The sequence below is a fragment of the uncultured Psychroserpens sp. genome, from assembly GCF_947501425.1.
Taxonomy (GTDB): domain Bacteria; phylum Bacteroidota; class Bacteroidia; order Flavobacteriales; family Flavobacteriaceae; genus Psychroserpens.
This window is the reverse complement of sequence record NZ_CANMVN010000009.1, coordinates 49,313-75,022: the sequence shown is the minus strand read 5'-3', so window position 1 is coordinate 75,022 and position 25,710 is coordinate 49,313. Positions and strand designations below refer to the sequence as shown.

General features: G+C 37.9%; 21 protein-coding genes. 16 read left to right on the top strand and 5 right to left on the bottom strand.

The window, feature by feature from the left end; all coding sequences use genetic code 11:
* The first annotated feature begins 72 nt into the window (after positions 1 to 72).
* From paaA to Q0951_RS14255, 16 genes are all read left to right on the top strand, one after another.
* Positions 73 to 1,029, top strand: a complete 957-nt coding sequence (paaA, locus tag Q0951_RS14330) for a 1,2-phenylacetyl-CoA epoxidase subunit PaaA (protein WP_299338200.1) — start codon at positions 73 to 75, stop codon at positions 1,027 to 1,029.
* Positions 1,030 to 1,041: 12 nt separating this feature from the next.
* Positions 1,042 to 1,329 carry a 1,2-phenylacetyl-CoA epoxidase subunit PaaB gene (gene paaB / locus Q0951_RS14325; RefSeq protein ID WP_299338197.1) on the top strand — a complete coding sequence of 96 codons (288 nt, stop codon included), beginning with the start codon at positions 1,042 to 1,044 and terminating at the stop codon, positions 1,327 to 1,329.
* Between the two features lie 48 nt (positions 1,330 to 1,377).
* Positions 1,378 to 2,169, top strand: coding sequence for a 1,2-phenylacetyl-CoA epoxidase subunit PaaC (gene paaC, locus Q0951_RS14320; RefSeq protein ID WP_299338192.1), 792 nt, complete (start codon positions 1,378 to 1,380; stop codon positions 2,167 to 2,169).
* A 76-nt stretch (positions 2,170 to 2,245) separates the two neighbouring features.
* The gene (gene paaD, locus Q0951_RS14315; RefSeq protein ID WP_299338190.1) at positions 2,246 to 2,746 is read left to right on the top strand and encodes a 1,2-phenylacetyl-CoA epoxidase subunit PaaD; all 501 of its coding nucleotides are present in this window, start codon (positions 2,246 to 2,248) and stop codon (positions 2,744 to 2,746) included.
* A gap of 197 nt (positions 2,747 to 2,943) precedes the next feature.
* The gene (locus Q0951_RS14310; RefSeq protein ID WP_299338187.1) at positions 2,944 to 3,732 is read left to right on the top strand and encodes an enoyl-CoA hydratase-related protein; all 789 of its coding nucleotides are present in this window, start codon (positions 2,944 to 2,946) and stop codon (positions 3,730 to 3,732) included.
* Positions 3,733 to 3,783: 51 nt separating this feature from the next.
* Positions 3,784 to 4,956, top strand: a complete 1,173-nt coding sequence (locus Q0951_RS14305; RefSeq protein WP_299338184.1) for a 3-hydroxyacyl-CoA dehydrogenase NAD-binding domain-containing protein — start codon at positions 3,784 to 3,786, stop codon at positions 4,954 to 4,956.
* A gap of 203 nt (positions 4,957 to 5,159) precedes the next feature.
* On the top strand, positions 5,160 to 5,570 hold the full coding sequence (locus Q0951_RS14300) for a hotdog fold thioesterase (RefSeq protein ID WP_299338182.1): 411 nt from the start codon (positions 5,160 to 5,162) through the stop codon (positions 5,568 to 5,570).
* Entirely contained in the window at positions 5,563 to 6,084 is a 522-nt protein-coding gene (locus Q0951_RS14295) for a hypothetical protein (RefSeq protein WP_299338179.1), read from the top strand. The genes Q0951_RS14300 and Q0951_RS14295 overlap by 8 nt, the downstream gene beginning before the upstream one ends.
* Positions 6,085 to 6,097: 13 nt before the next feature.
* Positions 6,098 to 7,306 (top strand): 3-oxoadipyl-CoA thiolase, encoded by a 1,209-nt coding sequence (gene pcaF / locus Q0951_RS14290; RefSeq protein ID WP_299338176.1) that lies wholly within the window; start codon positions 6,098 to 6,100, stop codon positions 7,304 to 7,306.
* Positions 7,307 to 7,909 (top strand): short chain dehydrogenase, encoded by a 603-nt coding sequence (locus Q0951_RS14285; protein WP_299338173.1) that lies wholly within the window; start codon positions 7,307 to 7,309, stop codon positions 7,907 to 7,909.
* 8 nt (positions 7,910 to 7,917) lie between these two features.
* Entirely contained in the window at positions 7,918 to 10,455 is a 2,538-nt protein-coding gene (gene paaZ / locus Q0951_RS14280) for a phenylacetic acid degradation bifunctional protein PaaZ (RefSeq protein WP_299338170.1), read from the top strand.
* Positions 10,456 to 10,516: 61 nt separating this feature from the next.
* Positions 10,517 to 11,269: an enoyl-CoA hydratase/isomerase family protein gene (locus tag Q0951_RS14275; protein WP_299338168.1), complete on the top strand. Its 753-nt coding sequence runs from the start codon at positions 10,517 to 10,519 to the stop codon at positions 11,267 to 11,269.
* A gap of 1 nt (position 11,270) precedes the next feature.
* A complete protein-coding gene (locus Q0951_RS14270) occupies positions 11,271 to 11,867 on the top strand; it encodes a transferase hexapeptide repeat family protein (RefSeq protein ID WP_299338165.1) in 597 nt (198 codons plus the stop codon).
* A 176-nt stretch (positions 11,868 to 12,043) separates the two neighbouring features.
* Complete coding sequence (locus tag Q0951_RS14265) at positions 12,044 to 13,357, top strand: dihydrolipoamide acetyltransferase family protein (RefSeq protein ID WP_299338162.1); 1,314 nt, start codon at positions 12,044 to 12,046, stop codon at positions 13,355 to 13,357.
* An 83-nt stretch (positions 13,358 to 13,440) separates the two neighbouring features.
* Positions 13,441 to 15,492, top strand: coding sequence for a thiamine pyrophosphate-dependent enzyme (locus Q0951_RS14260; protein WP_299338160.1), 2,052 nt, complete (start codon positions 13,441 to 13,443; stop codon positions 15,490 to 15,492).
* Positions 15,493 to 15,560: 68 nt separating this feature from the next.
* Positions 15,561 to 15,935, top strand: coding sequence for a hypothetical protein (locus tag Q0951_RS14255; RefSeq protein WP_299338157.1), 375 nt, complete (start codon positions 15,561 to 15,563; stop codon positions 15,933 to 15,935).
* A gap of 46 nt (positions 15,936 to 15,981) precedes the next feature.
* Here Q0951_RS14255 and Q0951_RS14250 read toward each other — a convergent pair whose 3' ends face one another.
* The 5 genes from Q0951_RS14250 to Q0951_RS14225 all read right to left on the bottom strand — a co-directional run bounded on the left by Q0951_RS14250 (position 15,982) and on the right by Q0951_RS14225 (position 25,699).
* Positions 15,982 to 17,661, bottom strand: coding sequence for a SulP family inorganic anion transporter (locus Q0951_RS14250; protein WP_299338154.1), 1,680 nt, complete (start codon positions 17,659 to 17,661; stop codon positions 15,982 to 15,984).
* Positions 17,662 to 17,792: 131 nt separating this feature from the next.
* Positions 17,793 to 18,353 (bottom strand): DUF4136 domain-containing protein, encoded by a 561-nt coding sequence (locus Q0951_RS14245; protein ID WP_299338151.1) that lies wholly within the window; start codon positions 18,351 to 18,353, stop codon positions 17,793 to 17,795.
* 18 nt (positions 18,354 to 18,371) lie between these two features.
* Positions 18,372 to 20,372, bottom strand: coding sequence for a urocanate hydratase (locus tag Q0951_RS14240; protein ID WP_299338148.1), 2,001 nt, complete (start codon positions 20,370 to 20,372; stop codon positions 18,372 to 18,374).
* Entirely contained in the window at positions 20,372 to 20,533 is a 162-nt protein-coding gene (locus Q0951_RS14235) for a DUF5522 domain-containing protein (RefSeq protein ID WP_161791994.1), read from the bottom strand. The genes Q0951_RS14240 and Q0951_RS14235 overlap by 1 nt, the downstream gene beginning before the upstream one ends.
* A 372-nt stretch (positions 20,534 to 20,905) precedes the next feature.
* Positions 20,906 to 25,699, bottom strand: a complete 4,794-nt coding sequence (locus Q0951_RS14225) for a CUB domain-containing protein (protein WP_299338141.1) — start codon at positions 25,697 to 25,699, stop codon at positions 20,906 to 20,908.
* Positions 25,700 to 25,710: the final 11 nt, after the last annotated feature.

Here is a 25,710-nt window from a genome sequence, read left to right as displayed (position 1 = left end):
AGAAAATAAAAAAAAGAAAAAGAAAAAATAACTCGCTTGTGGCAAAAGCCAACAGCTAAAAGCTAAAAAACTATGAGTGAAGAACAGATCAAAAGTTTAGAAAGACAATTTGATGAACGAATTGCAAGAGATGAAAAGATCGAACCAAAAGATTGGATGCCTGAAAAGTATCGTAAGACACATATCAGACAAATCTCTCAGCATGCCCATTCAGAAATTGTAGGAATGCTTCCTGAAGGAAACTGGATTACCAGAGCACCTTCTTTAAGACGTAAAGTAGCACTACTGGCTAAAGTTCAGGATGAGGCAGGACATGGATTGTATTTGTACAGTGCTTGCGAAACTCTAGGTGTATCTAGAGATGAATTGTATGAGCAATTGCATTCTGGAAAAGCAAAATACTCAAGTATTTTTAATTACCCAGCACTGACTTGGGCAGATATGGGAGCAATTGGTTGGTTGGTTGATGGTGCCGCAATTATTAATCAAGTGCCATTGTGCAACACATCTTATGGTCCTTATGCTAGAGCGATGATTCGTGTTTGTAAAGAGGAAAGTTTCCACCAAAGACAAGGATTTGAGATCATGCTCAAATTAGCTAACGGTACACCTGAGCAAAAAGAAATGGCTCAAGATGCTTTAAATCGATGGTGGTGGCCTAGTCTCATGATGTTAGGTCCAACAGATGATAAATCGGTTCATACTGAACAATCAATGAAATGGAAATTAAAACGTAAGACCAACGATGAATTACGTCAACAATTTATTGACCAAACTGTGCCTCAGGCAGATGTATTAGGTCTGACAATCCCAGATCCAGATTTAAAATGGAATGAAGAGCGTCAAAGCTACGATTTCGGAGCTATTGATTGGGATGAGTTTTGGCAAGTAGTTAAAGGTCACGGACCAATGAATAAAGAACGTATGAAAGCTAGAGTAGGTGCATGGGAGCGAGGCGAATGGGTTCGAGATGCAGCAATGGCACATGCTCAGAAAAAGCAAGAGCGTAAAGAAAAACAAGCAGTTTAAAATTATAAAGTCATGTCAACAAAAAACTGGCCCCTTTGGGAAATCTTCGTAAGAAGTAAAAACGGATTAGAACATAGACACTTTGGAAGCCTCCATGCAGCCGATGCTGAAATGGCACTCGAAAATGCACGCGATGTCTACACCAGACGTAATGAAGGTGTGAGTATTTGGGTAGTCGAATCTAAACATATTACAGCATCAAACCCTGAAAATAATGGAGAATTATTTGAGCCTGCTCAAGATAAAGTCTATCGTCACCCAACATTTTATGATGTGCCAGATGACGTAAAACATATGTAATAAATTAGTGATATGATACCTTGAACTGTCACACTGAGCGAAGTCGAAGTGTCACATCAAGAATCTCATCAAACAAATTTTAAGATGAAAAACGAAAATTTATATAACTATATTTTAGGTATTGCAGATAATAGCTTAATCTTAGGTCAGCGTCTGGGAGAGCTTTGTGGTCATGGGCCAAATTTGGAAACCGATATCGCTTGTACCAATATCTCTTTGGATTTATTCGGACAAGTACGTAGCTATTTTCAATATGCAGGAAAAATTGCTGGAGATGGTCGTTCTGAGGATGATATCGCTATGCTAAGAAAAGAACGTGACTATAAAAATGTATTGTTGGTTGAACAACCTAATACAAATTTCGCATACACATTAGGACGACAATTCCTATTTGATGCTTACCACCTTATGTTTTTAAGAGAATTGCAAAAAAGTACAGATTTAACGCTGTCTGCAATAGCTAATAAATGTATCAAAGAAGTAAGCTATCACGAGCGTTTCTCTTCAGATTGGATAAAACGTTTAGGTGATGGTACCGATGAAAGCAAAGCTAAGATTCAGGAGGCTATCAATGATCTTTGGATGTATACAGACGAATTATTCCATCAAACCGATGCTGACAAGGCTATGGTTGCCGAAGGGATAGGTGTTGATGTGACCCAGCTTAAGGATGCATATTACAATTATGTCTCAGAAGTATTGGAAGCAGCTACGCTCCAAGTTCCTGAATCCAAATATTTTCACAAAGGTGGAAAACATGGCATCCATACAGAGCATTTAGGATATATTTTAGCCGAATTGCAATACATGCAACGCGCTTATCCAAACATGCAGTGGTAAATAATAATCTTGGCTTGCTGAGCGTACGCGTGTTACTGAAGCTTTAGCGTAAGTACAGTCGAAGCATCTTATAATTATGACAACAACAGAACAAAATATAGATAAGATTTTAATTCCAATATTGGAACAGGTCTCAGATCCTGAAATTCCGGTATTGTCTATTATGGATATGGGAGTTGTGCGATCGGCCACGATTATTGGTGATCTAGTTAAAGTTGAAATCACACCTACTTACAGTGGTTGTCCTGCAATGGATGTCATTGGAGATGATATAAAAAAAGCACTTAAACATGCAGGCTATGAGTCTGAAATTGATCTCATTTTGCATCCTGCCTGGACAACCGATTGGATTACGCCAAGAGGACGTAAAGCGCTCGAAGATTATGGAATAGCAGCACCTTTGGAAGCTGAGGCTGATAAAGATGTTTTGCTCCATGGAAAACGTATCGTGAAGTGTACCAATTGTGGTTCGCAAAACACACGATTAGTAAGTCAATTTGGTTCTACCGCATGTAAAGCACAATTTCAGTGTGATGATTGTCAAGAGCCATTCGACTATTTTAAATGTTTGAAGTAATCACGTGTTGAGATCCTAAACTTGATTCAGGATCTCATAAGGAATTAATAAAATAAGTATAGCGTTACCCTCTTTCGCTGAAAGCTACAAAGGGTCGCGCTTTCACTTCTCGCTTTCCCGACCATTATTTGTCGGGAAGAGCTTAAACAGACCGTTCAATCGCTAACGCGACCAAGGTCTATTGTAAAATAAAAGGTATGAGCAATAATAATTCAATTATTTTAAAAATTGAAAACAAAGTAGCGTATATCACGCTTAACAGACCAAACGTATTCAATAGTTTCAATCGTGAAATGGCTTTAAGCCTGCAATCTATTCTAGACGAATGCGAATCTAATAACGAGGTTAGAGCCATAGTCCTGTCTGGAAATGGAAAAGCATTTTGTGCAGGTCAGGACCTTAAAGAGGTTACCGATCCCGAATTAAATCCGGGTTTCAAAAAAATCCTCGAGGAGCATTACAACCCAATCATCTCCAGAATTCGACATATCGAAAAACCAATCATTGCAGCCGTTAATGGTGTAGCAGCTGGAGCAGGAGCTAATATTGCTTTGGCTTGTGATGTTGTGGTTGCCGATGAAAAAGCGAGCTTTATTCAGGCGTTTAGTCTTATCGGACTTATACCTGATAGTGCAGGGACGTTCTTTTTGCCAAGATTGATCGGATTCCAAAAAGCTTCTGCACTAGCGATGTTGGGCGATAAGGTATCTGCTGAAGAAGCTGAACGTATTGGAATGATCTATAAATATGTGCCTTCCGAAGACTTTGAAAACACCATTAATAGTATTGCAGCTAAAATGGCCAACTTACCTACAAAGGCTTTAGGATTAATAAAGCAAACATTTAATAAATCGCTAACAAACAATTTGAGTGAGCAGTTAGCATTAGAATCGAAAAATCAAATTGAAGCAGCAGGAAGTGATGACTATGCTGAAGGTGTTGCTGCATTCATTGAAAAGAGAAAACCAGAATTTAAAGGCAAATAAAAAGACCTGTCACCTTGAGCGTAGTCGAAAGGTCTCATTTAAAAATAAAATATGAACGTAGGAATTATAGGCAGTGGAACTATGGGTAGCGGTATTGCACAAGTGGCTTCAACTGCTGGTTGTAAAGTCAAATTATACGATACTAATCACGAAGCACTAGACAAAGCCAAAGCTGCTTTAGAAAAAATATTAAGTCGTCTTATTGAAAAAGGACGTATCGATGCCAATGAAAAAAACAGGATTCAAAGTAATATCTCTTATGTAGACAGCTTAAAGGACTTAGCAGATTCTAATTTGACCATTGAAGCTATCATTGAAAATCTAGACATTAAGAAAAAGGTCTTCTCTGAATTGGAAAGTTACGTTGCAGAGGATTGTATCATTGCGTCCAACACTTCTAGTTTGTCTATTGCATCTATTGCTGCATCTTTGCAAACACCAGAACGTTGTATTGGAATTCACTTTTTTAATCCAGCTCCTTTAATGAAACTGGTTGAGGTCATTCCTGCTATTCAAACTTCAAAAGACGTTTTAGATGTTTCAGTGAAAACTATTTCCGAGTGGAAAAAAGTAGTTGCAGTCGCTAAAGATACACCTGGTTTTATTGTGAATAGAGTGGCCAGACCATTTTACGGTGAAGCACTAAGAATCTATGAGGAAGGTATTGCTGATTTTACAACAATCGACTCAAGTTTAAAAACCTTAGGTGGTTTCAGAATGGGACCATTTGAATTAATGGATTTTATTGGTAATGATGTCAATTATACAGTCACTGAAACCGTATTTACAGCATTCTATTTTGATCCTAGATATAAACCAGCATTCACTCAAAAGCGATTTGCAGAAGCAGGATATTTAGGGCGAAAATCAGGTAAAGGTTATTATGATTATGATGAAAACGGAAAGAGAGTCGAAGATGATAGTGCCGCTCTAAGCGAAGTCGAAGCGTCTCTCAAGCAACAAATTTTTGATCGTGTGTTGGTCATGCTCATTAACGAAGCTGCCGATGCCTTGTTTTTAAATATTGCTTCCGCTGAAGATATTGATAATGCTATGACCAAAGGGGTTAATTATCCTAAAGGATTACTGGCTTGGGCAGATGAAAAAGGTATTGAATGGTGTGTACAAAAGCTTGACGAATTATATAACGAATACCATGAAGATCGCTACAGATGTAGCCCATTGCTGAGAAGAATGAATAAGAAAAACTTAAAGTTTTTTTGATTAATAAACAAGTCGACCTACTAAAGGTTGACGTAAAATTTGAATTGAAGAATTCGTAGAAAGCTTCCGCTTGTTCGAATTCAGCTTTTTAGCTGAAAAGGTCGGAAGGTTTAGAATTCAAAAGAAAAATTTAGTCAAGGTTTAGTCAGTCTAGATTTTTTGGTTTCTTTTTTCATCAATGGAAAAAAGAAAAATTAAAATATATGAAAGGAGAACAAATACCATATAAAATGTTGAGTCAGGACGCTTTTAGCCAATGGCTTGGTATTGAAATATTAGAATGTGAGATTGGTCGTTGCAAATTAGGTATGACCATTAGAAAAGACATGCTTAACAGTATGAATAAAGCTCATGGAGGCATTAGTTATTCATTAGCTGATACAGCTTTTGGATTTGCGGCCAATACACATGGTAAATATGCAGTGTCTATTGAGACTAGTATCAACCATATAGAAGCATTAAATGAAGGAGATTATCTGGTAGCTGAATCTGTAATAGAAAAAGTAAATAATAAACTAGGGTTTAATATTATAGAAGTCAAACGTGGTAATGAATTAGTAGCCCTTTTCAAAGGTGTTGTTTATAGAACTCAAAAAGATTGGACACATGATTAAGTTAAACAGAAAATATCTCGTTGTATTTATTACAATGTTATTTACATGCATCGGATTTACACAAGAGGAAGAAGTTAAAAATGAGGTTGAAGTTGAGAAAAAATTAGATATACTATTCAATTCTGTTATAGAGATGGATATTGATAAAACTATATTTACCCTGTCTGAAGGGAATTCTCATTTTACTGAGAATCAAAAATCAGGTATAGTTGCTATGCTTGCACCATCGTCTTTTGAAAAAATAGAAAAAGAGTTAGCGAACGAAATAACACAAGATAAAGGCTCTGAAATTCTTGATAAAGGCGAACTTAAAAATGATGGGAAACGTATTTTGTTTTTAAAACAATCAATGGAGCGTGAAGGTCAAATCTATTACATGCTCATGTTTGCTAAGGAACTTAATGATGAGTTTACTATTATGGTGACTGCAATATATGAATCAAGTAAGGATGCAACCTTTAAAACATACGCTGAAAAAGCAGTGAGATCTGCTAAGATTATCGAGAAAGAATAAAAGATAAAACTACATGAAAGAAGCATATATCATAGATGGCGTAAGAACGCCAATAGGAAATTATAAAGGGACACTATCTGCTGTGAGAACAGACGATTTAGGTGCATTAGTAATTTCAGAAATTGTAAAACGAAATCCGAACATTCCAAAAGCCGCCTATGACGATGTCATAATGGGTTGTGCCAATCAGGCAGGTGAAGACAACCGGAATGTAGCGCGAATGGCATCCTTATTAGCTGGATTGCCGTTTACAGTTCCAGGTGAAACGGTTAATCGTTTATGCAGTTCTGGCTTATCAGCTATTATTCATGCTAATCGTGCAGTTAAAGCTGGAGATGGCGACGTATTCATTTCAGGCGGTGTTGAGAATATGACACGTGGTCCTTACGTGATGTCAAAACCTTCAACTGCTTTTGGAGGTGATTCTAAAATGTATGATTCTACGTTTGGTTGGCGTTTTGTAAATCCGAAAATGCATGAAATGTATGGAACTGATGGTATGGGTAATACTGCCGAAAATCTTGTGGAAAAGTATAATATTTCTAGAGAAGACCAGGATAAATTCGCTTACTGGAGTCAGATGAAAGCCTCTAAAGCTCAAGGCAATGGACGACTCGCCAAAGAAATCGTAACGGTTGAAATTCCACAGCGTAAAAAAGATCCGATACAATTTTCAAAAGATGAATTCGTAAAGCCTAATACATCACTTGAAGTTTTGGGTAAGCTAAGAGCAGCATTTAAAAAAGAAGGAGGAAGTGTTACTGCTGGAAATTCTTCTGGATTAAATGATGGTGCAGCCGCAACAATTATAGCATCAGAGGATGCCGTTAAAAAATACAACCTCAAACCACTAGCCAGAATTGTAAGCTCAGCAGTGGTTGGTGTAGAGCCAAGAATTATGGGAATAGGCCCTGTCCGAGCCTCAAATAAAGCTCTGGAAAAAGCTGGATTAACAATGGACGATATGGATGTAATCGAATTAAATGAAGCTTTTGCTGCCCAAGCTTTGGCATGCACGAGAGCTTGGGGATTAGCAGACGACGACCCTAGATTAAATCCAAATGGAGGCTCAATTGCTATTGGTCATCCTTTAGGAGTTACAGGAGTAAGAATTGCTTATTCTGCAGCTTTAGAATTACATGAGCAAAATAAAAAGTATGCCTTAATTACCATGTGTATTGGTGTTGGACAAGGCTATGCGGCAATTATAGAACGTGTTTAGATGAAAATATTAATCATAGGTGGAAACGGAACTATTGGTAAAAAAGTAGTAGAACGCTTGTCTGAAAAACATGAAGTGCGTATTGCAGGAAGAACCTCTGGCGATGTAACTGTAGACTTTTCCGATTCAGTATCTATCAAAACGATGTTTGAATCTGTGGGAAAATTGGATGCCATTGTTGTTATTGCAGGTGATGCAAAATGGGATAAACTGGATAATTTGTCGGAAGACGATTTCTATATTGGTATCAAAAGTAAAATGATGGGACAGGTTAATGTGGTGCGAATAGGTAAAGACTACCTTAACTCTGGTGGGTCAATTACCTTATCTACCGGAATTCTAGCTGATGATCCTGTAGATATGACCACAAGTGCAGCTATGGTTAATGGCGCTATCAATAGTTTTGTGAAGGCAGTAGCTTTGGAGTTAAACGATGGAAAACGAATCAATGTGGTATGCTCAGATTTAGTAGAGGACTCTTTCGAAAAATATAAAGCGTATTTTCCAGGTAACACACCAGTACCAATGCATAAAATTGTAGATGGGTATGTGAAATCTATAGAAGGAAAAATCACAGGAAGAATATTAAGAATAATGGCATAAGAGTTATTATGAAAAAAATACAACATTACGTTCAAGGACATTGGACAACAGGAAAAGAAGACGGGACACCAATTCATGATGCCATCACTGGAGAAGCATTTGCCAGTGTCGCTATTGAAGGTTTAGATATTCCTGAAATTCTTAACTACGGAAGAACAAAAGGAGGTGAGCAACTTCGAAGAATGACCTTTCAGGAGCGAGGCAATATGCTGAAAAAATTAGCATTGTATCTCACTAAGAAGAAAGATGCATTTTATGAGTTGAGTTACAGAACAGGAGCTACAAAAGTAGATAGCTGGATAGATATTGAAGGAGGGTTTGGAAATCTATTTGCAAATGCATCTTTAAGGAAATTATTTCCTAATCAGCCTTATCATGTCGAAGGTGACCCAATAGATCTGTCTCGTGGCGGACGCTTTATGGCGCATCATATTATGGTGCCTAAAAAAGGAGTAGCCGTTCATATCAACGCCTTTAATTTCCCTGTTTGGGGAATGCTTGAAAAATGTGCTGTTAACTGGATGGCTGGTGTGCCAGCAGTAGTATTGCCTGCACCTTCATCATCCTATTTAGCCGAAGCAGTAGCCAAAACGATTATTGATTCTGGTATACTACCTGAGGGATCATTACAAATTATAAACGGAACAGTCAAAACCATTTTAGATACTGTTGAATCTCAAGATGTCGTAACATTTACAGGTTCTGCAGCAACAGGACGCTTGCTTAAGGCGCATCCAAGATTAATACAGGAGTCTGTCCCATTTACTATGGAAGCCGATTCATTAAACGCCTCTATTCTTGGAGAGGATGCTGTGCCAGGTACACCAGAATTTGACCTGTTTATAAAGGAGGTTAGAAAAGAAATGACTGTAAAAGCTGGACAAAAATGTACAGCGATCAGACGAATTATCGTTCCTGAGCACTTAGTTGAAGATGTTCAGATTTCCCTCGGAAAAGCACTAGATAAAGTCACTATTGGAGATCCAAGGTTAAAAGAAGTTCGAATGGGTTCTCTTGTTAGCCGTCAGCAAGTTGATGCGGTTAGAGATTCGGTAAATGATCTGGCTAAGGAAGCACAAATTGTGTATGGTGATTTAGACAAAATCGAAACTATTGGAGCTGATGCTAAAAAAGGCGCTTTTATTAGTCCGATACTATTGCGTGCAGATCATCCTTTTAAAAATACGATTATTCATGAGCGTGAAGCTTTCGGACCAGTGAGTACCATAATGCCGTATAAAAATTTAGATGAAGCCGTAACATTGGCTCAAATGGGTAAAGGGTCTTTGGTGTCTTCTATAGCTACAAATGATGATAAAATCGCCAAAGATTATGTGGTTAATGCCGCTAGTCATCATGGAAGAATTCTGGTTCTAAATCGTGAAAGTGCAAAAGAAAGTACAGGTCACGGTTCACCATTACCATATTTGGTTCATGGAGGTCCTGGACGCGCAGGTGGAGGTGAAGAAATGGGAGGAATGAGAGGTATTAAGCATTACTTACAACGAACTGCTATTCAAGGTTCGCCTACCACAATAACTGAGATTACAGGTATTTATCAGCAAAATGCAAAATATAAGGAAGCAGATCAGCATCCATTTAAATATCATTGGGAAGACATTCAACCAGGTATGTCTCTTAAAACGCATAAGCGAACACTTACTGACACCGATATCATTAATTTTGCCAATCTTACCTGGGATCATTTTTATGCACATACCGATATTACCTCTTTAGATGGAAGTATTTTTGAAAAGCGAACTGCACACGGCTATTTTATAATTTCTGCTGCAGCTGGGCTATTTGTCTATCCAAATAAAGGACCAGTAGCAGCTAATTATGGTTTAGATAGTATTCGATTTTTAAGACCATTGTACCATAATGATACCATTTACGTTCGATTGACTTGTAAAGAAAAAGTTGATCGTGATGTCGCTTCCGCAGAACATCCAAGTGGTATTGTGAAATGGCATGTAGAAGTATTCGATGCTAATTTTGAGGACAGACCCGAAAGTCAGAAAAACGAAAAAGATAGTCCTCTGGTTGCGGTTGCAACAATTTTAACTATGGTTCAAAAAAAACAAGATACTTTTGTTGAAATAACAGATAGTAAAATTGATGAATGTCTGGCAAAGCTTTCTGAAGACACTAAACCTAAATGGGGCATCATGACACCACAACACATGATTGAACATTTGGAGTATACCTACAAAATTGCAGCTGGAGAAATCCAAGATTTTGAAATTTCAACACCTGAAAAGATTCTTGAGAAAGTAAAGAATAGTTTATACAGCTATGATGAATTTCCAAAGAATAGTCAATTTCCATTGCTAGAAAAAGATACACTTGATGATTTAAAACACGAGAATCTAACTTCAGCAATTGAACGTTTTAAATCTCAAAGAGAAGCCTATTTGGAATATTTTAAAGAGCATCCTGAAGCTACATTGAACAATATGGTTTTTGGAGAGTTAAATAGATATGAGTGGTATTTATTAGAACGAAAGCATCTAAATCATCACTTTGAACAATTTGGATTAATATAAATTAAAAATAATGTTACCTCGAGCGCAGTCGAGAGGTCTCTTAAATAGATAAAATAAAAATATGAGCGACCCATACGTAAAACAAACTATAGAGAACGAAGTAGGATATATCGAATTTTTTCATCCTGCACATAATTCTTTACCAGGAGATATTTTAGCAAAATTAGCTCAGACCATTACTGATGCTGGTAAAAATGATGCTATCAAAGTCATTGTGCTTAAAAGCGGAGGAGATCGCACGTTTTGTGCAGGTGCCAGCTTTAAAGAATTGATTAATATTAATGATGCAGCCACAGGAAAAATCTTCTTCTCAGGATTTGCTAATGTCATCAATGCCATGCGTAAATGTCCAAAATTTATCATCGGACGTATACAAGGAAAAACAGTTGGAGGAGGTGTTGGATTAGCAGCTTCAACCGATTACTGTATGGGTACCAAATTTGCAGCAATTAAGTTAAGTGAATTGAATATTGGGATAGGACCATTTGTTGTCGGTCCAACCATAGAGCGCAAAATGGGACTCAGTGCAATGTCACAAATTGCAATAGATGCCAATTCATTCTATCCAGCAGAGTGGGCCAAACAAAAAGGATTATACACTCATGTGTATGAGTCTACAGAAGAACTTGACGAGGCGGTAAAAACCACTGCAGAGCATTTATGCACTTATAATACTGAAGCTATGATGGAAATGAAAAAAGTATTCTGGAAAGGTACTGATGATTGGGATGAACTTCTTGCTGAACGTGCTCAAACAAGCGGACGCCTTGTATTGAGTGATTTTACCAAAGAAAAACTAAAAGGGTTTAAGTGAAATGATTTACAGTTTCAAAGGTTATACACCAGTAGTTCACGAGAGTAGTTTCGTGCATCCTTTGGCTGCCGTTACCGGAAATGTCATTATTGGTAAAAACTGTTACATAGGTCCTGGAGCTGCGATACGAGGAGATTGGGGACAAATCATTTTAGAAGATGGGGTTAACGTTCAGGAGAATTGTACAGTGCATATGTTCCCGGGAAAATCAATTACCTTGAAGGAGAGTGCGCATGTCGGGCATGGCGCCATTATTCATGGTGCTAATTTGGGAAGAAATTGTTTGATTGGAATGAATACAGTAATCATGGATGATGCCGAAATAGGAGACGAATCTATCATTGGTGCTATGGCATTCGTGAAAGCAGAGACCATTATTCCCAAACGAAGCTTAGTTGTTGGAAATCCAGCAAAAGTGATTAAAGAGGTCAGTGATGATATGATTGCCTGGAAAACAAAAGGAACACAATTGTATCAACAATTACCATCCGATTGCCATGAGAGTTTAAAAGAAGTAGAGCCTTTGAGAGAGGTTCCAAAACATATGAAAATACAAGAAGATGTGTATAAGACACTTCGTGATTTTATGAAAAAGTAGTTAGGCGTTACCACAAGGGTCGCGCTTTCACTACTCGCTCTCTTTGAGGAGCTCAAACATGCCGTTCAATCGCTAACGCGAAAAAAATAAAATAAAAGATTGTCATTCCGAGCGCACACATGTCGCTGAAGCTTTAGCGCAAGTACAGTCGAGGAATATAACAATGAAAAATAAAGATGTCAAAAGTAGAATTTAAAATGCCCAAATTGGGCGAAAGTATTACGGAAGCAGCCATTATAACATGGTTTAAAAATGTTGGCGATACCATTGAGGAAGATGAAATGCTTTTAGAAGTAGCTACAGATAAGGTTGATTCAGAAGTGCCTTCAAATGTCTCTGGAATTATTGAAGAGATTTTATTCGAAGCAAACGCAGTGATCAAAATAGGTGAGCCTATTGCTATCATTAAAGTTGATGGAGAGGTCTCAGCTTCAAAAAAAGCGATTAAAAAAGTAGAAAAAAAGCCTGAAGAAAAGAAAACGAAAAAGCCAAAAAAGAAGAGAGCTATCACATCGAGCGTAGTCGAGATGTCTCAACCGACATCATTTTCAGTGTCTAATAGTAATACATTCTTTTCGCCTTTAGTTATTAAAATTGCTAAAGCGCATCACATTAGTTTTGAAGAATTAGCCAGAATTCCAGCTACAGGTCATGAAGGACGTTTGCGCAAAAGTGATGTATTTCAATACATAGATGATGGTCGTCCATATAAGTTTGCACAGCCAACAGTTCAACAAGACCCAACAGCTTATAGAATTCCGCAACTCACATTTGATAAAGGAAAAGGCAAAGTTATTGAAATGGATAGAATGCGTCAGATGATTGCAGATCATATGGTGTACTCCAAACATACCTCACCACACGTTACTGCCTATGTTGAAGCCGATCTTACAAACATGGTCAATTGGAGAAATGCTAATAAAGTAGCTTTTCAAGAGAAGTATGGAGAACGCCTGACATTCACACCATTATTTGTTGAAGCTGTGGCTAAAGCTGTTAAAGATTTTCCAAATATAAATGCTTCTGTAGATGGCTCTAAAATCATTGTTAAAGACGATATCAATATTGGAATGGCAACAGCATTGCCAAGCGGAAATTTGATTGTGCCTGTAGTTAAGAGTGCCGACACTAAGGATTTGAAAGCCTTAGCGGCTAATGTAAATGAATTGTCAGGAAAAGCAAGAGAAAATAATTTAAAAGCCGATGACATTCAGGGAAGTACATTTACTATTTCTAACGTTGGTACCTTCGGAAGTGTTATGGGTACACCCATAATCAATCAACCTGAAGTGGCTATTCTTGCCTTAGGAATTATAAAGAAGCGACCTGAAGTGATTACAACTGAAAAAGGCGATGAAATAGCCATCAGAAGTATGATGTATTTGTCCTTGTCTTTTGATCATCGTGTTGTAGATGGATTTTTAGGTGGAAGTTTTGTACGTCGCGTTGCTGATTACTTTGAGAAATTTGATGTCAATAGAAAAATATAGTTGAATTGTCATTGCGAGGACGAAGGACGTGGCAATCTCATTGAGATTCTTTGCTATCGCTCTGAATGACAAATAAAATAAAAATGAATAAAGACATATTAAAAAAAGGATTTTCAAATCTTTGTACCGCCAAAGCCATGGCAGAATTATACGAAGCTAATTTTAAACAAGTGTCTAAATATGTGCATGCCACTTCCAGAGGTCATGAAGCAATTCAGACAGCATTAGGAATGCAGTTATTGCCTCAGGATTATGCATTTCCATATTATAGAGACGATGCAATGTTATTGTCATTTGGATTACAACCTTATGACTTGATGCTACAATTGTTAGCTAAAAAAGATGATCCGTTTTCCGGAGGGCGTACGTATTATTCACATCCAAGTTTAAAAGATGATGATAAGCCTAAAATTCCACATCAATCTTCAGCAACAGGTATGCAGGCTATTCCGGCAACTGGAGTAGCCATGGGAATGCAATACAAGGAACTCCAAGGATTAGATGATAAAGCATTAAAAGATGCACCACTGGTGGTGTGTTCATTAGGTGATGCCTCAGTAACCGAAGGTGAAATTGCCGAAGCCTTTCAAATGGCTGCTTTAAAACAAATGCCAATACTATATCTGGTTCAAGATAATGGTTGGGATATTTCTGCTAATGCCGAAGAAACCAGAGCGCAAAATGCTTATGAATACGCCCAAGGATTTCATGGTTTGGATGCCATTTCAATTGATGGTGCTAATTTTATTGAAAGTTATGAAGCCATTGAAAACGTAATTGAGACTATCCGAAGCGAACGTCGTCCCTTCTTAGTGCATGCCAAAGTGCCCTTGTTAAATCATCATACTTCAGGTGTACGCATGGAATGGTATCGTGATGATCTCGAGGAAGCAAGATCTAGAGATCCCTATCCTGTATTAAAACAACAATTATTAGATAATGGATTTTCTATTCAAGATATTGAAGCAATAGAGAATTCGGTAAAAACGAAGGTTCAGTCTGATTTTGAAAAGGCATTGAAAGCAGAAGATCCTGAGCCTGAAGATTTATTTACTCACGATTTTGTGCCAACGCCAATTTCCGAAGAACAAGGTGTGCGTTCACCTGAAGGTGCTGATAAAGTGGTCATGGTAGATTGTGCCTTATTTGCCGTTGAGGAGCTCATGAAACAACATAAAGAATGCCTGCTTTACGGACAAGATGTTGGTGGCCGACTTGGAGGTGTGTTTAGAGAAGCTGCAACTTTAGCACAAAAATTTGGAGACGACCGTGTCTTTAATACGCCAATTCAAGAAGCATTTATTGTTGGCTCCACAGTGGGTATGAGTGCAGTTGGATTAAAACCGATTGTTGAAGTTCAGTTTGCTGATTATATCTGGCCTGGACTTAATCAATTATTTACAGAGGTGAGTAGGAGTTGTTATTTATCGAACGGAAAATGGCCTGTAAGTATGATTCTTCGTGTGCCAATTGGTGCCTATGGAAGTGGTGGTCCTTACCATTCGTCTTCCGTAGAAAGTGTGATCACAAATATTAGAGGCATTAAAATAGCGTATCCTAGTAATGGAGCTGATCTCAAAGGCTTGATGAAAGCGGCATATTACGATCCTAATCCAGTAGTGATACTAGAGCACAAAGGGTTGTATTGGTCCAAAGTACCAGGAACCCTTACTGCAACCTCAGTTGAACCTGATGAAGATTACGTCTTGCCATTTGGTAAAGCTTGGGTGCTTCAGGAAATCTGGAAGCAGGAAGAGGTAGAGACTTGTACTGTGGTTACCTATGGAATGGGAGTGCACTGGGCTTATAATGCATCTGGAGAATTAGACATGAGGGATCAAATTGAAATTATCGATTTGCGTACTTTGTATCCTCTCGATGAAGCTACGATAATGGCTTCAGTAAAGAAAACAGGAAAGTGTCTCGTGGTTACTGAAGAGCCATCAAATAATAGTTTTGCAAGAGCCTTAGCTGGAAAAATTCAGGAAGAGTGTTTTAAATATTTGGATGCACCTGTAATGACCATTGGTAGTGAAAATATGCCTGCTATTCCTTTAAACTCTACTTTAGAGCAAACTATGATTCCTTCTACGGAAAAAGTTAAAGATAAGATAGAACGGTTATTAGCATATTAAAAACGATAAATTTTAAAATACTTATCCTAATTTCGTATATTGAAACTTTAATCTATTTAACTAATATCATGAAGAAACTATTATCCATATTGTGCTTTGCCTGTTTTATGTTTGCAGGAAGTCAATTGTCTTTTGCTCAAAGTACAATCGAGCAACAAAAAACGACTATAAAAAATGCTGATGATTCTGTTAAGAAGAATGCTCAGAAAGTTATAAATGCACTGGAAAGAGGTGCTAAATTAGATGCCACACAAAAAAATAAAGTATATGATATTTTTCTTGCTGTAGACAAAAAGATGAAAGGGATAGAGGCTATTGAGGATGCTGCAGAACGTAAAGCCAAGCAAACGAAGTTACAAGATTATGTCAATCAAAAACTTCAGCAGGTATTGTCTAAAGAGCAATATGAATTATACATGAAAAAACTTTCAGGAAAACAGTAATATGTTACCATCATACATAAAAAAAGCGACCCTGAGGTCGCTTTTTTTATATGTTGTATTCAGAAAGTGGTTTGGTGAATTTTTCAGGATCTGCGGCTAAATGATAGCGAGGATCATCAATGTCTTCGACAATAACTTCCTCAAATTTTGGATTAGCCTTTCGAAGAAGTATTTTACAATCTTCACTTAAATGTTTAAGTGTAATTGTTTTGCCTTCAGCTTCATATTTGTTTACCAAATTAAATATAGCTTCTAATGCAGAGTGATCACTTACTCGAGATTCAACAAAATCAATCTCAACGCGTTCAGGATCATTTTTCACATCAAATTTGGCATTAAAATTCTGTATAGATCCAAAAAATAATGGACCCCAAATTTCGTAAGTTTTTGTGCCATCGGCTTGTATGCGCTTACGAGCTCTAATCATGGTTGCGTTTTTCCATGCAAACACCAAAGCCGAAATGATCACACCAGCGATAACAGCTACAGCAAGATCTTTCCAAACTGTTATTGCAGATACTGCAATTAATACAATAGCATCAGATAAAGGAATTTTTCTAATGATTCTAAAACTACTCCATGCAAAAGTTCCGATAACAACCATAAACATTACACCAACTAAAGCAGCAATAGGAATTTGCTCAATTAGAGGTGCTCCAAATAAAATGAAACAGAGTAGTGCGACAGCTGCAACGGCTCCTGAAAGTCGTCCGCGTCCACCAGAGTCTACATTAATGATTGATTGTCCAATCATAGCACATCCACCCATTCCTCCAAAGAGTCCGTTCAACATGTTAGCACCACCTTGCGCAATACATTCACGATTTCCATTTCCTCTGGTTTCAGTAATTTCATCAATTAAATTAAGAGTCATTAAAGATTCAATTAAACCAATAGCAGCAAGTACAAAGGCTGTTGGTAATATCGTACTCAAAAAGTGACCGTCAAGTGTACCAAATAACCCGAAGATCTGATCTTGAAATGTAGGTAAGCTTCCTTGTAATCCTTCTCCGCCTTTTTCAACAATGAAAGTGCCTACAGTACTCATTTCGACACCACCAAAGATCGTGATACAGGCAACCACTATGATAGCTACCAGAGCTGCCGGAACTTTTTTTGTGAGTTTAGGAAGACCAAACATTATACCCATAGTTAGACCAATAAAGGCCATCATTTTCCAAAATGTACCATTAGAGAATAATGCTGAAAACCATTCAGACGTGTTATCTGTAAAAGAAATATCTGTAGGAACAGCATTTGGGAACATGCCTAACTGAGAAATAAATATGACAATAGCTAGACCATTAACAAAACCCATCATTACAGGATGAGGAATTAATCTAACAAATTTGCCTAGTTTAAAAACTCCTGCGAGGATTTGTATACCGCCAACAAACAGTAAGGTAATAAACAGCCATTGTAGTCCGAGCTGTTCAATTGGAGCATCTAAATTTGCACCAACATCATTACCTTTTTGGATAAGGTGTACCATGACTACAGCCATAGCTCCTGTTGCTCCTGAGATCATGCCAGGTCTACCACCAAAGAGGGCGGTAATGATTCCCATCATGAAAGCACCATAAAGGCCAACTAATGGAGGAATACCAGCCACAAATGCAAATGCTACAGCTTCGGGAACCAGAGCTAATGCTACTGTGAGACCCGAAAGGATATCATTTTTTGGATTTTGAGTAAAGTTTTTTCTAGTTGTTTGACCTAATATCATACTTGTCGCCTTTAAAAGTCGGCAAATATAGGGTTTTAGTAATGAAGGATGAAATGTAGTACGTGCAGATACCAAAAAAAGCACCAACATATACAATGCCAGTGCTTTTAAAATGAGATATTATATTTATGTTATTGCGCTAATTGTGGAGGGTACTTTTCCATTATTTTAGTCACAAACTCATTAATTTTTTCTTCTTTCTTTTCAACACTCTTTTGTGTTAAAAGTCCGGTTCCCATACCTTGCCATACCAGTTCTTTTTTGTTAGCATCAATGAGATCTACGTAGAGAACACCCTCTGTTCGTGTTGATACTGAAGGTTGATTCCAGCCCCATCCCCATCCAGGTCCGAAGCCTCCCCAGCCTCCCCAGCCCCAGTTACCCCAGCCCCAGGCATTGTTGTAAACGTTGACACGTTGAGTGGATTTTGTAAATATGCTTACCAATAAGTCTGGATTTTCAGATTTTGTATAGCCTTGCGCCATTAATTCTCTTTCAATAGCTCTAAGAATTCTTCTTTTATCTAGATCACTAATTTCAGCTTTGTCGATTCCAGTTTTAAAGAAGGCAAAAGTTTTATAATTGTCAAATTCAGCATTTTTATCATAATCTGCAGCAACTCTTACTGAGCTACAAGATGTAATAGCCATTGCTAGTAAAACAATCGGCAAAAATTTGAGTAGTCTTTTCATATCATTAATTTTTTATGGTTATAACGAGTTTAATAAGTCTTCATTTACTTCATTTGGAATAGTAACTTTTAAATTTGGTTCTATTTCCATAGCGCGTTTAATAGCAAATACAGCACCTTCATTTCTTGCCCAACTTCGCCTTGCAATTCCATTATTAACATCCCAGAAAAGCATTGATTTTAAGCGTCGTTCTGCTTCCTTACTACCATCAAGAACCATACCAAAACCTCCGTTTATCACTTCTCCCCATCCAACACCGCCACCATTGTGGATGCTAACCCATGTAGCGCCTCTAAAACTATCACCAATAACGTTGTGTATAGCCATATCTGCTGTAAATCTTGAGCCATCATAAATGTTACTAGTTTCTCTGTAAGGCGAGTCGGTTCCTGAGACATCGTGATGGTCACGACCTAAAATAATGGGTCCTATTTTTCCTTCGGAAATTGCAGTATTAAATGCTTCGGCTATTTTCATACGACCTTCAGCATCGGCATACAGAATTCGAGCTTGGGATCCAACAACCAGTTTATTTTCCTGAGCACCTTTGATCCATTGAATATTATCAGCCATTTGCTGTTGAATTTCTTCAGGAGATTTCTTTTTAATTTGCTCTAAAACCTCACAAGCAATAGTATCGGTTTTGGCTAGATCCTCTGGAGAACCTGAAGCACAAACCCATCTGAATGGGCCAAATCCATAATCAAAACACATAGGTCCCATAATATCTTGTACATAAGAAGGGTATCTGAAGTCGATGCCATTTTTGGCCATAATATCAGCACCAGCCCTAGAAGCTTCTAATAAAAAAGCATTTCCGTAGTCAAAAAAGTAAGTGCCTTTAGCAGTGTGTTTATTTATAGCGTTTGCATGTCTACGTAAACTCTCCTGAACTTTTTCTTTAAATAATTCAGGGTTTTTTGCCATCATCTCATTGGACTCATCAAAGGATAAACCAATCGGATAATAACCTCCAGCCCAAGGATTGTGTAATGATGTTTGATCACTTCCCAGATCTACGTGTAGGTTTTCCTGATCGAATTTTTCCCATACCTCGACAATGTTCCCTAAATAAGCAATTGATACCGTTTCATTATTAGTTTTTGCTCTGTTAACACGAGCTACCAATTTATCTAAATCAGTGATTTTCTCATCAATCCAGCCCTGATCTAATCGAACCTGAGTAATTTTTGGATTTACTTCAGCGCAAACAGTAATACATCCGGCTATGTTTCCTGCTTTTGGTTGTGCTCCCGACATTCCACCTAGACCAGAGGTCAGGAATAGATGACCTTGAGGTGATTTGTTTATTTTTCTAAATCCATTTAATACAGTAATAGTGGTGCCATGGACTATGCCCTGAGGACCTATATACATGTAGCTTCCCGCTGTCATTTGTCCGTATTGTGTGACACCTAAGGCATTGAATTTTTCCCAATCATCGGGTTTTGAATAATTAGGAATCATCATACCGTTAGTAACTACTACGCGAGGTGCTTCTTTATGACTAGGGAATAAGCCCATTGGATGACCTGAATACATCACTAAAGTTTGTTCATCGGTCATTTCCGATAGGTATTTCATGGTCAACCTATATTGTGCCCAATTTGAGAATACACCACCATTACCTCCATAAGTAATTAACTCATGTGGATGCTGTGCTACTGCATGATCTAAATTATTTTGAATCATCAGCATGATGGCAGCTGCTTGTTTAGATTTGGCAGGATAATCCTCAATTGGTCTTGCGTATATTTTATAGTCTGGTCGCAAACGGTACATGTAAATACGACCATAGGTTTTTAATTCTTTTTTAAATTCAGGTAAGAGTAATTCATGTTGAGATGCATCAAAATATCTCAATGCATTTTTTAATGCTAACGTCTCTTCTTCAGGAGACAAAATAGCTTTTCGTTTAGGTGCATGATTTATTGAAGGGTCGTAAGGTTTAGGTTCTGGAAGTACCTTTGGAATCCCTTCTTTTATTTGGTCTTGGAATGATAGTGTTGTTGCTTGCATTACTTTTTTTTTAAAGTATTTTTATCAAATCCATATGGGCAATGTCTGCAGCCACTTTCGCAACAGTATCCTCTTTTTAAAAGATATTGTTCAGTAAAACAGCGATAGCCTTCTGGTGTTAGGTAATAATCTCCTTCCTCTAGTGGAATTATCTTCTTCATGTTACAAAGATAATGTAAATTGGAAAGATTTTTGATTGTTGATTATCATGGTTTTAATTTCAAAATATATTGTACCCAGAGGATACGTTGGTATCACTATTTTTCCTTTTATATTTCTGAAATATTATTACTTGAAAACTAATGCTTTTTTAGTCAATCATGAGCGAATTCACTTAAGACAACAAATAGAATTGTTAGTCATTCCGTTTTATTTATTTTACAGCATTGAGTTTTTGATCCGACTTATTAAATTCAAAAACTGGAGGTGTGCTTATGAAAACATTTCATTTGAAAAGGAGGCTTATTTGAATGAAAAAGACCTCGATTATATAAAATCAAGGCCTTTTTTCAGTTTTATAAAGTATCTCTAGTTTATTGTTTAATTACGACTTTTTGAGTTTTTTGATTTCCGTTAATCAACGTTGCTGTAACAATGTATGAGCCTGCTGATAATCTTATCTTGTTCAGAATAAAGTTAGATTCATTAATGTCATCCGACTTAAATATGAGTCGACCAACGATGTCATATACATCCACAGTCTTAATGACTCCTATTTCAGAAGTCACCTTAATATATTCGCTTTGCGGTGCCGCAATAGATATACCATTATTATCCTCTACTGGATTAACACTAAGCGTTTCGTTCGTATAACGTAAAATAAATCTATTATTATGAATACCTTGAGTGATGCTGAAGGTGTAAGGTGCATTTCGAATATCATGGATGATATCCAGCTCAGTATCTTCAATGTAGATATTTTGTTCTTCATTAAGGAATAAACCATCTATAGTATTGATCGCTATCGTATGACTTCCAGTTTCGTTAGCAATTACTCCCAGCGGAACAGTATCTTCTTGAAGGAATGGTAAAGCACGTCCTTGAATAGATAAGTTATCATCATCCAATACTGAATAAAAACCACTAGAGTCTCCACTGCTAAAGTCGTAACCATCGTACAAACGATCAAATGTATTAGTTGCATTATCTATATAACCAACCAATATGGTATTGGTTACGTTGTTTGGCGATAACAGGTCTAGCCATATTCTATGACGCTCAATGGTGTTGTTACTATCTTCATTGCCATTAGTCCTGAAAAACGTATTGTTATTATATGCTGGTAAAACTTGCCTCATACTATTGTTAAAAGTAACGTTAGAACCAGATGTGGCAGTATGATTCATGAGAACAAAGAACGCTTGTCCAGATCCGATAAATAGATCACTCGTTCCTGGAGGGTTTGAGCCTGTATTATTGTGTTCTATGTAATCATTACCGTCATAATTATAAACGTAATCTTCATAGAATGGATCAAGGTTTACTGCTGAATACGTCGAATTATGTGGCCATACATATACTGTTCCATTGATGTTGGTATTTAAATTTGTAAAAGCATTAGCCGAAATAGCTGAAGGATACGGGTTACCGATAAGGTTCCAGTTATCGTCCTCATTAGTTGCTGTGTTTCCTATTCCTGCATAAGTACCACCATTCCATCCACCATGAGTTAAAGACTTCGTAACCACTCCATTATTTGGAACACCGCTAAATAAAGCTGTATTTGGCGATACAGGATAAGCAGTTGCAGGTATATTGGTTGGAGTTCCACCTAAACCTCTTACAATATAACCTGTGCCATCATTCATGGTACCTGTTGCAGCGAACCATTCACCATGATTCCCAGTTCCATTTCCTATGACGCTAGGTGTCCAGTAAAACATTAGACCAGATGTAGGAGAAATATCTGTGACCTGAAAATTAGCCACTGGTGATGACCAGTACACATATTCAGATGCGGCTACAGCACTTTCGTCAAAATTTGGAGATCGTTGCATATGGATTTCACCAGAATTCACAGCACTATCATCAATTTGTATTAAACTTGAACTGCTTTTCAAATTAAAGATACCTGTGTTTTGTACATCTACCCATTCTTGTACGATTAACTCTGTATCGGTTTCAATTTCAAGATAGGCATTAGTCTCGAGAGTTAAGTTTCTTGCGGTTGCTGGCTGTGGAGGTAGGGGGATAGGTACTTGAGATTTGTCTGCTGTTGGATTATTAGGTACAGTAGCATTATCGGGAATAACTACACAACTATTAATACTAGGGACTCCTGCTGGCGTCCAATTATTGGCTACATACCAGTTGGTACCATCAGCAATATCGGATCCATTCCAAATCTTTTTATTGTGTGTTACAGTTGCAGTATCAGTACAGCTATTTTCAGTAGCTGTATAGGTTTGAATACCATTAGGAGCCGCATAAACTGTGGTTGCAAATCCTCCAGTATATGCTGTAGTCATAGCGCTGTCTGTATATAACCCAGTTGTTGGTGACCATGTTACTTGCGGAGTCATAGGTATGCCATCTGCGGTTATTGTTACATTATCTATTGACCAATCAAATAAAGGAGATGTATTTCCTGAAAGTCTAAACCTTATATATAGTGTTGTATTTCCGTCTAATGCTGAAATATCTATAGTTTCGGTGCTGTCAAAACTATTAGGTGGATTAATAGCAGAGTATTGCGGTGTCCAAGTTGTACCATCTGTTGAGGTCTCTGCATATACAGATAATCCAGCGCCACTACCAAATAGATCAAGACTTTGTCTAAAGCCGAGTTCAAGATTGGTAAAACCAGTTATATCTACTGATGGAGATGTGATTCTCCAGGTTGAGTTATGACTACCAGAGATCCAATCTAACTGCGCCTCATTAGCTGCTCCTCCAGCTTCAGAGGTTGTGGCTATGATCCAATCTGCACTCGCAGCACCATTGACGATTACCCATCCTGCTGGAAAAGCAGCACCATCGAATGTTTCATTATAAACGGTAGTTCTTGTTGATGATACTGTGGTGTTGGCAACTAACTCTGTATAATCTAAGTTACATGAATCTGCGCCAATTGGATATACAGTGTCAGTAACTGTCAAACTACAATTACTTGCGCAAGTCACATCAGCTGCCCAACCACTGTATTGTATCGAGCTATCACTGTCAAAAACAAAGGTGAGTGCTCCAGATGGATCAGTTGATGTAAATGGTCCAGGTAAGGTTGTTCCTGCAAAAGTTCCTAGTAAAGGGTATGTAGCGTCTGGTCCGTCATATACTAATAGCTCATCACAACAAGGTTCTAAATCAAAAGCAGTGAATGTAACAGTGACAGATGTTCCTGGTACATCTGGAATTAAAGTAGTTGTTGAAAATTCACTAGCTGAGTAATTTCCACCAGCACCTCCGCTATCATAAAACGTAGTGCCGCATACCGCAGGCGGCACATAAGGTGCGCAACTTAAATTTGCTGCCCAACCTCCATACTGAAAAGAGCTATCACTGTCAAATACAAACGTAAGTGCTCCGGTCGCATCTGATGACGTAAATGGTCCAGGTAGAGCAGTTCCAGAAAAAATACCTAATAATGGATACGTGGCATCAGGGCCATCATAAACAAACAATTCATCCCATCCGCTTTCTGTATCAAAATTAGTGAATGTAGCTGTAATGGCATCACCTGGTGTGTCTGGATAGAATGTTGTGGTTTGTAATTCATTAGGAGAATAATTTCCTCCAGCGCCACCGCTATCATAAAAGATAGATCCACAAGTAAATGTTGAAGAACTACAGGTAAGATCAACTGCCCAGCCACTATTTTGATTAGACCCATCACTAGTAAATACGAAAGTAAGCGCTCCACTTGGGTCAGATGCTGTAAAAGGTCCAGGAATGGTTGTTCCTGAAAATGTACCAAGTAATGGGAAAGTAGCATTAGGACCATCATATACATTTAATTCATCGTTTCCACTTTCAGTATTGAAAGCCGTAAATGTTGCTGTTACAAGATCACCTGCTGAATCTGGGAAAAATGTTGTGGTTTGAGATTCATTGGCTCCATAATTTCCACCAGAACCTCCTGAATCATAAAATGTAGATCCGCAAATAGGCGTGCTACAGCTTAGATCTGCTGCCCATCCACTGTTTTGTATAGAGCTATCACTGTCAAATACAAAGGTTAATGCACCAGAGGGATCGGTAGAAGTAAACGGACCAGGAATCCCAGTTCCTGCGTATGTGCCTAAGGATGGGTAAGTTGTATTAGGGCCGTTATAAACTGTTAAATCATCACAACAGCTTTCTAAATCAAAAGCAGTAAATGTTGCGGTAACCACATCTCCAGCGGTATCTGGATAAAAGGTATAGGTTTGTAATTCGTTTGGGCCGTAGTTTCCGCCAGCTCCACCACTATCATAAAATGTAAAACCGCAAGTTGGAGGTGTTGGAGGCGGTGTACATGTGATATCAGCTACCCAGCCTGTTCCAACATTTGCGTCTCCATCAGTTATTAATTCGAAAGTTATGGCTCCTGTTGGATTTCCTGTGGTATTTGAAGTAAAAGAACCCGTTGCTGTAACTGTTCCTAAAACGGGAAACGTATTATTCGGACCGTTATATACGGTGAGAATATCACCAGCATCTGGTATGTTTACGGTTGTGAAATCAACGGTTACTGTTCCGCCAGCAAAATAAGGATTTATTGTTGTTGTTTCATTTCCAGAATATGGGCCAGTTGATCCTCCGCTGTCAAAGAACTGACTTCCGCAAACAGGTACACTAGCACATGTTGTTGTTCCGGTACCGCCTGTTTGTTGAAAGTCGATAGTTCCTTGTGCGCCATTATAGTTAGTAATAAGAACTACATAGATCTCACCTTGCATCGCGTTGAGGATGTTCATGGTTTCTGTTGGTGAAGCATCAAAGCTACAATCTGTTATAAAGTCAGGTGCATAAGGATAGAATGTAGGATCGGTTGTATTGTTAGGACAGGTTGGGCAATTTGTATATGTGATGTTAGCATTGGCATCAGCAAGATCTGTAAATGGTCCCCAAGCAATAAAATCGACATCAATTGGAATGCCAGCAGTATTCTCTTGAGCAATGGTAAAAATGAGATCTCCAGGTTGATCTATTTCCATGAAGAAATAACTCGGATTTGGGTAACTACCTAAACAGCCAAGAGGACTAGAGCTGGTACCTCCAAATACGTTGTTGAAGGTTAGTTGGGATGTGCCGGAACAGAATTGCTCTGCAGTAGATATACTAGTGCCTTGAGAAAAGGAAAGGTGTATTGTGAAATATAATATAAATAGAAATGTAATTTTTTTCATACCGCATGTTC